This window comes from Rhodococcus sp. S3, assembly GCF_058211795.1.
In genome coordinates, this window is sequence record NZ_CM177074.1 from 2,830,191 (window position 1) to 2,841,458 (window position 11,268).

Consider the following 11,268-nt stretch of genomic DNA (forward strand, 5'->3'; position numbering starts at 1 on the left):
CGCTCACCCCTCCGCGCGCGTGCGGGCGAAGGTGGTGGGCCGGTCCGGCCACGGCGCATCCGGTGCGCGGGTCGCGGTGCCCGTCGCGCGGGCCGTCGCGAACGCGAGGAGACCGGATACCGCGGTGGCGTTGACGATCTCCCCGCGCAGCACCATCGCCACGGCCTCGTCGACCGGGACGCGGTGGACCTCGAGATCGGCCTCCTCGTGCTCGGGTTCGGGCCGGTCGACGGCGCTCAGGCCCCGGGCGGCGAAGACGCGCACGGCTTCGTCGGTGAATCCGGGTGAGAGCGCGATGTCGACGAGGAGTTCCCAGTCGGCGGCGGCCAGGCCGGTCTCCTCGGCGAGTTCGCGGCGGGCGGTGTCGAGGGGGTCCTCGCCGGGGGCGTCGAGCAGCCCGGCGGGCAGTTCCCACAGTCGCCGGCCGAGCGGGTGCCGGTACTGGTGCACGAGCACCACCCGGTCCTGCACGTCGACGGCCACCACCGCGACCGCGCCATGGTGTTCGACCACTTCGCGTTCGGCGGTGTGCCCGTCGGGCATCGCCACGTCGTCGACGCGCAGCGACACGATGGCGCCCGTGTAGATCCGCCGGCTGTCCAGGGTGCGGAAGTCGTGTCGCTGCGCCATGTCGACTACTCGGCGTCGCCGGCGGTGGACGTCGACGCGGTCGAGCCGACCGATTCCTCGGAGGTGCTGTTCTCGCCGTGGATGTCGACCGGGAGTCGCTCGGCCGCCTTGTACTGCAGTGCCGCGGCGACGAGGCCGGAGAACAGCGGGTGCGGGCGGGTGGGCCGGCTCTTGAGCTCCGGGTGCGCCTGGGTAGCGACGAAGAACGGGTGCTGCTCGGCCGGGTACTCGACGAACTCGACGAGCCGCCCGTCCGGGGAAGTGCCGGAGAACACCAGACCGGACTTGGCGATCTTGTCGCGGTAGGCGTTGTTGACCTCGTAGCGGTGCCGGTGCCGTTCGGAGACCTGCTCGCTGCCGTATGCCTTGGCCACGACCGAGCCCTTCTTCAGCGCGGCCGGGTAGGCACCGAGACGCATGGTGCCGCCGAGATCGGCCTCACCGGCGACCGCCTGTTCCTGGTCCGCCATCGTGGAGATGACCGGGGCGGTGGTGTCGGGATCGAACTCGGTGGACGAGGCGTCCTCGATGCCGACCGACCGGGCGGCCTCGATGACGACACACTGCAGGCCCAGGCACAGGCCGAGCAGCGGGATCCGGCGGGTGCGGGCGAACCGGATGGCGCCGAGCTTGCCCTCGATGCCGCGGATGCCGAAGCCGCCGGGGATCAGGACGGCGTCGACGTCGCCGAGGTGCTTCTCGGCACCGGCCTCGGTCTCGCACTCGTCGGAGGCGACCCAGCGGATCCTGACCTTCGCGCGGTGCGCGAAACCGCCGGCGCGCAGCGCCTCGGTGACCGACAGGTAGGCGTCGGGCAGGTCGATGTACTTGCCGACGAGCGCGACCTCGACGGTCTCGCGGGGGTTGTGGACCCGCTCGAGCAGGTTGCCCCATACCGTCCAGTCGACGTCCCGGAAGGGCAGGCCGAGCTGGCGCACGACGTAGGCGTCGAGTCCCTCGCTGTGCAGCACCTTCGGGATGTCGTAGATGCTCGGCGCGTCGGGGCAGGAGATGCAACCGGCGACGTCGACGTCGCACATCAGCGAGATCTTCGCCTTGAGCGAGGCCGGCACGTCGCGGTCGCAGCGCAGCACGAGCGCATCGGGCTGGATACCGATGTTGCGCAGCGCGGCCACCGAGTGCTGGGTCGGCTTGGTTTTCAGCTCACCGGACGGCCCGAGATAGGGCACGAGTGAGACGTGCAGGAAGAAGCAGTTGTCGCGGCCGACCTCGTGGCGCACCTGGCGGGCGGCCTCGAGGAAGGGCTGCGACTCGATGTCGCCGACGGTGCCGCCGATCTCGGTGATCACCACGTCCGGGGTCTGGCCCTCGGCGTCGGGTGCGGCCATCGCGAGGATGCGGCGCTTGATCTCGTCGGTGATGTGCGGGATGACCTGCACGGTGTCGCCGAGATATTCGCCGCGGCGTTCCTTGGCGATGACCGTGGAGTACACCTGGCCGGTGGTGACGTTCGCGTCGGCGGTCAGGTCGCGGTCGAGGAAGCGCTCGTAGTGGCCGACGTCCAGGTCGGTCTCGGCGCCGTCCTCGGTGACGAAGACCTCACCGTGCTGGAACGGATTCATCGTGCCGGGGTCGACATTGAGGTACGGGTCGAGCTTCTGCATCGTCACGCGCATGCCGCGTGCGGTGAGCAGAGTGCCCAGGCTCGACGCTGTGAGCCCCTTGCCGAGAGAGGACGCGACGCCCCCGCTGACGAAGATGTGCTTGGTAGGGGTACGCGAGTGGCGTGACTGTGGCAAAGAAGCTCCCGTGACGTCAGGTGCAGGACTTTTGGACTGATGCGATACAGCTGGGGCCTGCCGACCCACGGAACTTCACGGTAACACCTCCGTGGGCGGGCGCGTACCCGACTCGCGATTGCGGGCCCCCGGTGCAATCGACGTCACAGGCGGCGGCGCTCAGCGGGCCGGGGAGCCGACGGTGACGGCGGTGGCGCTCGGCCCCGTCCCGTAGCGGCCGGTGCCCCCGTCGTACTGCTCGCGCAGCGCCAGGACCGTCGTCAGGCGTCCCGATTCGCGGTCGAGGTTGTCGACCGTGGACAGGCCCGCGGCGAGCGCGGCATCGGCCCGGACGACGGCGATCGGTCCGTTGCCTTCGGCTGCCCCGGTGCGGCCGGCGAGCACCGCGCCGGCGCCGCGGCCGTCGACGACCCCCGCGAAGCGCGCGATGAGCGACCCGCGGTTGCCGGCGCGTTCGGCGTTGCCGCTGTGGTCGCCGGTGACGACGAGGGCGCTCTGGGCCGGTTCGACCTGGGCGTCCTCGTAGGTGATGAAACCGCCGCTGCGCAGCGTGGTCAGGGCGAGGGCGCGTTCCTCGGGGGTGCTGCGCGGTTGTCCGGTGCCCGGGTCGACGAGCAGCACCGCGCCGAGCAGATCCCCGGCGAGGCTGCCGGGGTCGACGGCGCCGGTCTGCAGTTCCACCCCGGCGGGCACGACGTTGGTGACGGTGGTGCGGAGCTGGTCGGTGCCGGAGGCGTCGATGAACGAGTCGGTCAGCGCGATCCGGGCGGTGACCCGGCCGCCGGCGTCACCGACGGAGCGGACGACGGCGTCGACGTCCTCGGGGGCGGCGTCCGGGGTGGTCACGAGGAGGACGGTGCGGTCGAGAAGTTCGTCGCGCACGATCCGCGGGCCGATGGTCGAGTCGAACCCGTCGGCGGCGAGCAGCTGTGCCTCGAGCCGGCTGCCGTGGTCCTCGGCCTCCTGGACCTCGCGGCGCAGTTCGGCCTTGTCGTCGCGCAGGCCGGAGACGACGCTGTCGGCCAGCAACCCGGAGCCGAGCACGATCCCGACCGCCAGGCCGAGGAACACCGCCACCAGGGAGACGACGTGATGGCGCATCGAGATCACGCGCGCAGACCCCGAATCCACTCCACGGCGGACTCCCACCACTGACGGGCGAGTTCGACGACGTCGCCACCGAGGTTGGACACGGCGAGCGCAGCGATCACGGCGATGAGGGCCGCGAAGACGAGCAGGGCGATCACGCCGCCCGAGACGCGGCTGCGGTAGAGGGTGGCCACCGCCTTCGCGTCGACGAGTTTCGGTCCGACCTTCAGGCGGGTCATCACCGCGGACGGATTGGTGTCGCGGCGGCCGTGGTCGAAGAACTCGTCGAGCGAGACGGTGCTGCCGACGGTCACCACCAGCGCCGCACCGTGATGCTCGACGAGCAGCAGCGCCAGGTCGGTGGGCGTGCCGACGGCGGGGAAGGTCATCGCGCCGATGCCGAGATCCTGGATCCGCTCGAGACCCGGGGCGTGGCCGTCCGGGTCGGCGGGCAGCACCACTTCGGCACCGGACTTGAGGGTGGAGGTGCCGATCTCGTCGGGGTCGCCGACGATGAGATCGGGGCGGTAGCCCGCCTTGGAGAGGGCGTCCGCGCCGGGGCCGACACCCACCAGGATCGGCGAGTACTCCTTGATGAACGGCTTGAGGTCCTTGAGGTCCTGCACGTGCCCGGGGCCGTCGGAGACGACGACGACGTGCCGGTCGCGCAGGTCCAGGTCGATGTCGGGGATGCCGACGCCGTCGATGAGCAGCGGACTCTCCGAGCGGATGAACTCGATGGTGTTGCCCGAGAACGCCTCGAGGTGGTCGACGAGCCCGGTCCGCGCCTCGATCATGCGGTCGGAGATCTCGATGTCGGTCTGCTCGTCGCCCTCGATGAGCAGCTTCTCCCCCGCATACACGCCGCCCTCGTGCACCCGGACCTTCGCGCCGTCCTTGATCTTCTTGAAGACCTCGGTGCCGACGTTGTCGACGAGCACGATGTCGTGCGCGACGATCACCTCGGGACCGAGATTCGGGTACCGGCCCGAGATGGACGGGGACGCGTTGATCACCGCGGTGACGCCCGCTTCGACGAGCGCGTCGGCGGTGACGCGGTCGAGGTCGATGGCGTCGAGGACGACCACGTCGCCGGGACCGATCCGGCGCAGCAGTTTCGCGGTGTTCCTGTCGACCCGGGCAATGCCACTCACTCCGGGCAACGTTTCGTTGTTACGGGACAGCAGCGCCGGCATCTTCATGCAAGAGATGATGCGCCGGTATACGAGTGAGGTTGTGGAGGCGCGCCGGTAGTCGTGTGAACATCACCCGGCGCCCCGGGCAGGTCAGCCGGTGCGCTCGGCGTGGGCGACGGCCAGCAGTTCCTCGGCGTGCGCGCGCCCGGTCTCGGTGTCGTCGAGCCCGGCGAGCATGCGGGCCAGTTCGGTGACCCGCTCCTCCTCGCTGAGGGTGCGCACCCCGCTGCTGATCACCCCGGCCCGGTCGTCGACCTTGTCGACGACGAGATGGGTGTCGGCGAACGCCGCGACCTGCGGCAGGTGGGTGACCACGATGACCTGGTGGGTGCGCGACAGGCGCGCGAGTCGCCGGCCGATCTCGACGGCGGCGCGACCACCGACCCCGGCGTCGACCTCGTCGAAGACCATCGTCGCGCCGCGTTCGGAACCGGCGAGCACCACTTCGAGGGCGAGCATGACACGGGAGAGTTCACCGCCGGACGCGCTACGCGCGAGGGGGCGGGCCGGGGCGTCGCTGTGCGGGGCGAGCCGGAACTCCACCTCGTCGATCCCGGATTCGCCGGCGTGCAGGAGCCGGTCGCCGACCTGCAGCGGCGCGGTGTCGCTCGCGGTGGCCGCGCGGTCGGCGATGTGCACGTCGAGCACGGCGCGTCCCATCGCGAGGCCGGACAGTTCCTTGCTCACGGCCTTCGCGAGTTTGCCGGCGACCTTGTGCCGCGCCGTCGACAGGGCGGTGGCGGCCTCCGCGGTCGCGGCGGCCTCCGCGTCGACCTCGGCGGCGAGCTTGTCGATCGCCTCCGCGGAGACGTCGAGACCGGACAGGCGTTCGCGGGCCTCGCGCGCCCACTCGAGCACGCCGTCGATGTCGGCGGCGTACTTCCGGGTGAGGTTCTTCAGTTCCGCCTGCCGGTTGAGCAGCGTCTCGAGGGCGCTCGGGTCGGACGGCAGGTCGGACAGATAACCGGAGATGTCACCGGTGACGTCGGTGACCACCGCGATCGCTTCCCCGAGGCGGGGACCGAGTTCGCGCAGGGCGGGATCGTCGCAGCCCTCGAGGCGGGCGCGGGCCTCGCCGAGCAGGTCGAGTGCCGCCGAGTACGCGTCGGCGTCGCCGCTGTCGTCGCCGGCGAGGGCGTTGTGCGCGACGGTGGCGGCCTCGCGCAGCGAGTCGAGGTCGGACAGGCGCCGCACCTCGTCGACGATGCGGGTGTCCTCCCCCGGTTCGGGTGCGACGCGGTCGATCTCGTCGAGACCGAAGTGCAGGCGGTCGGCCTCCTGCGCGAGCTCACGCGACCGTTCGGTGCGTTCCTGCAGTTCGGCGCGGGCCTCGAGCCAGCGGCGCCGCCGGGTGCGGTAACGGTCGAGCAGACCGGCGACGGTCTTGCCGCCGAACCGGTCGAGCGCGGCGCGCTGCTCGTCGGGACGCAGCAGCCGCAACTGGTCGTTCTGGCCGTGCACGGTCAGCAGCGGCCCGGTGAACTCGGACAGCACCCCCACCGGCACGCTGCGTCCCCCGAGGTGGGCGCGGGAGCGGCCGTCGCTGCCGACGGTGCGCACGGCGATGATGCTGCCGTCCTCGTCACGCTGGGCACCGGTGGACTCGAGCAGTTCGGCGATCTGCTGTTCGATGTGGCTGGGCGTCGGTTCGATCTCGAAGCGGCCCTCGACCACGGCGCGGTTGGCACCGACCCGCACCCGGGTGGGGTCGGCGCGCACCCCGGAGAGCAGGTGCAGGCTCGTGACGACCATCGTCTTGCCGGCACCGGTCTCGCCGGTGAGCACCGTCAGTCCCCCGTGGAAGCGCGCGTACGCCTCGGAGATCACACCCAGGTTGTCGATCCGGATCTCTGCGAGCATCTCAGAGTTTCCTTCCCCGCCAGCCCTTCACCGGAAGTTCGAACTTGCGCACCATTCGATCCGCGAACGGTGCCGAATCCAGCCGCACCCAGCGGACCGGATCGCATCCTCGCACCACCTCGAGCCGGGCCCCGGCCGGGACATCGATGATGCGGCGACCGTCGCAGAAGACCACTCCGTCGTGGCCGCCGGCGAGGGTCTCGACCGCGATGATCGACTCGGGGCTGGTCACCAGCGGGCGCGCGAACAGTGCGTGTGCGTTGCTCGGGATCACCAGCAGCGCTTCGAGTTCGGGCCACACGATCGGTCCGCCGGCCGAGAAGGCGTAGGCCGTCGAGCCCGTCGGGGTGGCGACGAGGACACCGTCGCAGCCGAACGAGGAGACGGGACGGCCGTCGACCTCGAGCACCACCTCGAGGACCCCGAGCCGCGACTTGTTCTCGAGACTCGCTTCGTTGAGCGCCCACCCGCGGTCGAGGACCTCGTCGTCCATGCGCACCGTCACGTCGAGGGTCATGCGTTGTTCGACGCGGTATTCGCGGCGCACCACCTGCATGAGCGCTTCCTCGAGGTGTTCGGCCTCGGACTCGGCGAGGAACCCGATGCGGCCCAGGTTGATCCCGAGGACGGGCACCGCCGAGTACTGCGCGAGTTCGGCGGCCCGCAGGAAACTGCCGTCGCCGCCGAGGACGATCACCATCTCGCAGCCGGCGGCCGCCTCCGGTCCCGGTTCGACGACGCTGATGAAGCTGCCCGGCAGTGCGAGGACGCCGAGTCCGTTGCTCACCGCCTCGTCGTCGAGGGTGCGCAGACCGATGCCGGCCTCACCGAGGATCTTCGCGACCCGCAGCGCGGTGCCGGCGATCTCGTCGCGCCCCGAATGGGAGACCAGCAGGATCTCCCGGCCCGATCGCGCCGCGTCGACCGCGACGGTCTCTTCGCTCACTGTGGTCCTTCCTGCACCGCACGCTCGATCAGTTCGATCACTGCCGGGTCGAGTTCCTCCGGCCCCGGCTCTGCGGCCCGTAGCCACAGGAAGTACTCGACGTTCCCGGACGGCCCGGGCAGCGGGCTCGCCACCGCTCCGAGGGTGCGCAGGCCCTGCCGCTGCGCTTCGCGCGCGACGTCGAGCACCGCCTCCGTGCGCAGCGCCGGGTCGCGCACCACGCCACCGCTGCCGACCCGGTCCTTGCCCACCTCGAACTGCGGTTTGACCATCGGCAGCAGGTCGCCGCCGGAGGCGACGCAGGCGACGAACGCCGGCAACACCAACTTCAGCGAGATGAACGACAGGTCCGCGACCACCAGGTCGACGCGCCCGCCGATCGTCTCCGCGTCGATGCTACGCACATTTGTTCGATCGATCACGTGGACACGCTCGTCGGACTGCAGGCGCCAGACCAGCTGGCCGTAACCGACGTCGACCGCGACGACCTCCGCGGCACCCTCGTGCAACAGCACGTCGGTGAAACCGCCGGTCGACGCGCCGGCATCGAGGCAGCGACGCCCCGACACCTGCAGCCCCTGCGGCGTGAACGCCTCCAGGGCGCCGAGGAGTTTGTGGGCACCGCGGGACGCCCAGGAGACCTCGTCGCTCACCTCGGTGACGATCAACGGCGTGTTCGGTTCGACGGCGGTCGCCGGTTTGGAGGCCACGGTGCCGGCGATCAGCACCCGACCTGCGGCGATCAGTTCGCTGGCATGCTCACGCGAGCGCGCCAGACCCCGCCGTACCAGTTCCGCGTCGACGCGTGCCCGGCGTGCCACGTCAGATCTTGTCCACGGTCGACAAGGCCTGCACGAGGACCTCGTGGGCTCGTTCGAGCAGGTCGGCGTGCTCGAGCAGCACGGACTGGTCGGTGCTCTCGGCACCGGGGACGGATGCGCCCTCGCGGACACGCGCCAGCAACGCGTCGACCTCCTCGCGGACGTGTGCGGGATCGACGGTGGGGCGTGCGCCGGGAAGGTGTTCGCCCGGACGTGGAATCGGCGTGCTCATCGCCGTCCACGCTAGTCGATGGGTGCGACCGGGCCACACCCTCCGGTGCGGATCAGACCGTCGCCGCCCACGCGTCCACGACGGACCGTGCACGCTCGTCCACCGGATGGACCTGCCCGAATCCGGGGTTGGCCCAGGCGATGTCGAGCAGACCCCGCAGCGCCTCCATCGGATCGGCCGCCGACTGCGCGGCGGCGAGGTGAAGATCACCTCCGTCGACCGTGACGTCCCACGAGTCGTGCGGTGCGACGCGCAGCCGGTCGGCCGGCTGGTCGAGGCTCGCGAGCGAGGCCGCGACGTAGGTCGGGCGCTGCTCGGCCGGAGCCCGCAGCAGATCGTCGACGGTGCTGACCCCGGTCAGCACGAGCAGAGAATCCGCACCGACGGCGTTGGCGCCTTCGATGTCGGTGTCCAACCGGTCACCGATGACGAGGGGACGACGGGCACCGCCGCGACGGATCGCGTCCTCGAGCAGCGGAGCTGCGGGTTTGCCCGCCACGAGCGGGGTCGCGCCGGTGGCGTTGCGCACCGCCGCGACCATCGAGCCGTTGCCGAGGACGAGTCCGCGCTCGGTGGGCAGGGTCGAGTCGACGTTGGTGGCCACCCACAGGGCGCCTGCGCGGACGGCGAGCGTCGCCTCCGCCAGGATCGCCCATCCGGTGTCCGGGGAATGCCCCTGCACCACCGCCACCGGATGCGCGTCCGCGGACCGGACCGGGGTGAGGCCGACACCGGCCACCTCCTCGGCCAGGGCCTCGGTGCCGACGACGAGCACCGGCGCATCGGCCGGGAACCGCTCGGCGAGCAAGCGCGCAGCGGACTGCGAGCTCGTCACCACCGACGAGTCGTCGGCCGGAAAGCCGAGTTCCCGCAGGTGCAGCGCGACCTCCGACGGCCGACGGCTGGCATTGTTCGTGACGTACAGAACGGTGTCGTCACCGGCGGCCAGCGCCTCGCGGGCACCCAGGACGGGTTCGGCGCCCCGATAGACGGTGCCGTCGAGGTCGAGCAGCAGGACGTCGTAGATCCGACGCAGGCTGTCGCTGGAGGCCGTACCGGCAGAGAGGTCGGTGCCGTCGGTCACGGCGCCTCTCCGGTGAGCTCCTCCACCCGCTCCTCGGCGTCGGTGACGCCTTCGATGTCGGCGCCTGCGGAGTGCAGGAACCACTGCAGGCCTTCTTCGGTTCGCCCGGCCGCGACGAGTGCGTCGGCGTAGGCGTAGAAGAGACGGGCCGCCGGCGTACCGGTCCGCTCCGGATCGAGATCCGGCGTCTGCAGGGTCACGACGGCCTGGTCGTACTGACCGAGATCCATGCGGGCACCGGCGAGGACGATGCGCAGCTCCGTGGCCTCGTCACCGGTCAGCTTGCGAGCTTCCTCGCTCCGGCCCAGTTCGAGCGCCTTCTCGGGGCGACCGAGACCGCGTTCGCAGTCGGCCATGACGGCGAGCAGTCCGGTACCACCGGACATGCGGCGTGCTGCGCGGAGCTCGGAGAGCGCCTCCGCCCACTCACCGGCGTGATAGGCGGTGATGCCGGCGGCCTCGCGGACGACCGCGATGCGGCCGGCGCGCTGGCGTGCGGCGCGAGCGTGGGTGAGCGCAGCACGGGGGTCGTCGTCGAGCAGACGACCGGCCATCACCAGATGCCGGGCGACGGTGTTCGCGTTCGACTTGTCCAGGCTCAGCAGGTCGCGGCGGATCGTCGGGTCGAGTTCGGAGGCCTCGACGTCGTCGGGGATGTCCGGCTCGTCCGGACGGGCGTCGCGACGCTGCGGTGCGATGCCTTCGCGCCCGCGACCCGGACCGAATCCACCTTCACCGCCACGACGACGGGGTGCTCCCTCGCCACGGCGGTCACCGGACTGAGGGCCGCGGCGGTCGCCGGAGTAGCTTCGCCGGTCGCCGCCGCCGCGTTGGTCGCCACCACGGCGCTGATCACTGCCGCGCTGGTCGCCACCGCGGCGATCGTCGCGGTTGCCGTAGCTGCGCTCACCGCGGGGACGGTCCGAACCCTGACGGGGACGGTCGCCGTACTGCCGACCGCGATCGTCGCCGCGGCTCGAACGGTCGTCGCTGTGGCGGGGACGATCATCGCTGCGGCGGGGGCGGTCGTCGCCTCCGGAGCGTTCGCGGTAGGGACGGTCGCTGCGACCGGAGCGAGCATCGTCGCGGCCGCGATCCCGGCGGTCTCCGCCCTGGAAGGAACGGCGGTCGTCGCCACGCCGGTCGTCGCTGCGCTGGGGTCGTCGATCGTCGCTCCGGGGCGGGCGCCGATCGTCACCGCGCTGCGGACGGTCGTCGCGGCCGGACGAACGTCCGGCGGATCCGTAACCGCCCTGCCGGCGGTCGTCGCCGCGTCCACGCTCGTCGCGGTCGCGGGGTGCGCGCTCGCCGCGGCTGTCGTCGGCGCGTTCCTCGCGCTCGTTCTTGCGGCCCGACCACGGAGTGGATCCTCCACTCCTGAAGGACCGACGTTCACCGTTGCCGTCGGACACAGAAAAATCCTCTCATGAAAACACGAAAGGGGACCCAAACGAGTGGGTCCCCTTTCGGAACGGGTGTTCGGCGGTGTCCTACTCTCCCACACCCTGTCGAGTGCAGTACCATCGGCGCAGACAGGCTTAGCTTCCGGGTTCGGAATGGGACCGGGCGTTTCCCTGTCGCTATGGCCGCCGTAACTCTATGAAACTTCACGCATCGGATTCGGTTCTCCCCCAAGGGGATTCCCGATAT

Annotated in this window: 10 protein-coding genes and 1 rRNA gene; all 11 read right to left on the reverse strand. The window is 71.1% G+C overall.

Going from position 1 to position 11,268, the window contains the following annotated elements:
- Window positions 1–3 precede the first annotated feature (3 nt).
- Window positions 4–630, reverse strand: a complete 627-nt coding sequence (locus AC0LPE_RS13255) for an NUDIX domain-containing protein (protein WP_490604646.1) — start codon at window positions 628–630, stop codon at window positions 4–6.
- 5 nt (window positions 631–635) lie between these two features.
- Window positions 636–2,390 (reverse strand): CTP synthase, encoded by a 1,755-nt coding sequence (gene pyrG, locus AC0LPE_RS13260; protein WP_080597776.1) that lies wholly within the window; start codon window positions 2,388–2,390, stop codon window positions 636–638.
- 159 nt (window positions 2,391–2,549) lie between these two features.
- Window positions 2,550–3,500, reverse strand: coding sequence for a copper transporter (locus tag AC0LPE_RS13265; RefSeq protein ID WP_490604647.1), 951 nt, complete (start codon window positions 3,498–3,500; stop codon window positions 2,550–2,552).
- Window positions 3,497–4,681 carry a putative cytokinetic ring protein SteA gene (gene steA / locus AC0LPE_RS13270; protein WP_016695508.1) on the reverse strand — a complete coding sequence of 395 codons (1,185 nt, stop codon included), beginning with the start codon at window positions 4,679–4,681 and terminating at the stop codon, window positions 3,497–3,499. Before steA ends, AC0LPE_RS13265 begins: the two co-directional genes overlap by 4 nt.
- A gap of 84 nt (window positions 4,682–4,765) precedes the next feature.
- The gene (gene recN, locus AC0LPE_RS13275) at window positions 4,766–6,535 is read right to left on the reverse strand and encodes a DNA repair protein RecN (RefSeq protein WP_088899747.1); all 1,770 of its coding nucleotides are present in this window, start codon (window positions 6,533–6,535) and stop codon (window positions 4,766–4,768) included.
- Between the two features lies 1 nt (window position 6,536).
- On the reverse strand, window positions 6,537–7,481 hold the full coding sequence (locus AC0LPE_RS13280) for an NAD kinase (RefSeq protein ID WP_088899748.1): 945 nt from the start codon (window positions 7,479–7,481) through the stop codon (window positions 6,537–6,539).
- Window positions 7,478–8,302, reverse strand: coding sequence for a TlyA family RNA methyltransferase (locus AC0LPE_RS13285; RefSeq protein WP_088899749.1), 825 nt, complete (start codon window positions 8,300–8,302; stop codon window positions 7,478–7,480). The genes AC0LPE_RS13280 and AC0LPE_RS13285 overlap by 4 nt, the downstream gene beginning before the upstream one ends.
- A 1-nt stretch (window position 8,303) precedes the next feature.
- The gene (locus AC0LPE_RS13290; RefSeq protein ID WP_088899750.1) at window positions 8,304–8,534 is read right to left on the reverse strand and encodes a hypothetical protein; all 231 of its coding nucleotides are present in this window, start codon (window positions 8,532–8,534) and stop codon (window positions 8,304–8,306) included.
- 52 nt (window positions 8,535–8,586) lie between these two features.
- Window positions 8,587–9,618 (reverse strand): HAD-IIA family hydrolase, encoded by a 1,032-nt coding sequence (locus tag AC0LPE_RS13295; RefSeq protein WP_490604648.1) that lies wholly within the window; start codon window positions 9,616–9,618, stop codon window positions 8,587–8,589.
- On the reverse strand, window positions 9,615–11,030 hold the full coding sequence (locus tag AC0LPE_RS13300) for a hypothetical protein (protein WP_080597806.1): 1,416 nt from the start codon (window positions 11,028–11,030) through the stop codon (window positions 9,615–9,617). The genes AC0LPE_RS13295 and AC0LPE_RS13300 overlap by 4 nt, the downstream gene beginning before the upstream one ends.
- A gap of 65 nt (window positions 11,031–11,095) precedes the next feature.
- Window positions 11,096–11,212, reverse strand: a 5S ribosomal RNA gene (rrf, locus tag AC0LPE_RS13305).
- Window positions 11,213–11,268: the final 56 nt, after the last annotated feature.

Excerpts from the sequence above, each read along its gene's own strand:
- AC0LPE_RS13255 (WP_490604646.1), bottom strand. The coding sequence starts at position 630 with ATGGCGCAGCGACACGACTTCCGCACCCTGGACAGCCGGCGGATCTAC.
- steA (WP_016695508.1), bottom strand. The coding sequence starts at position 4,681 with ATGAAGATGCCGGCGCTGCTGTCCCGTAACAACGAAACGTTGCCCGGA.
- recN (WP_088899747.1), bottom strand. The coding sequence starts at position 6,535 with ATGCTCGCAGAGATCCGGATCGACAACCTGGGTGTGATCTCCGAGGCG.
- AC0LPE_RS13290 (WP_088899750.1), bottom strand. The coding sequence starts at position 8,534 with ATGAGCACGCCGATTCCACGTCCGGGCGAACACCTTCCCGGCGCACGC.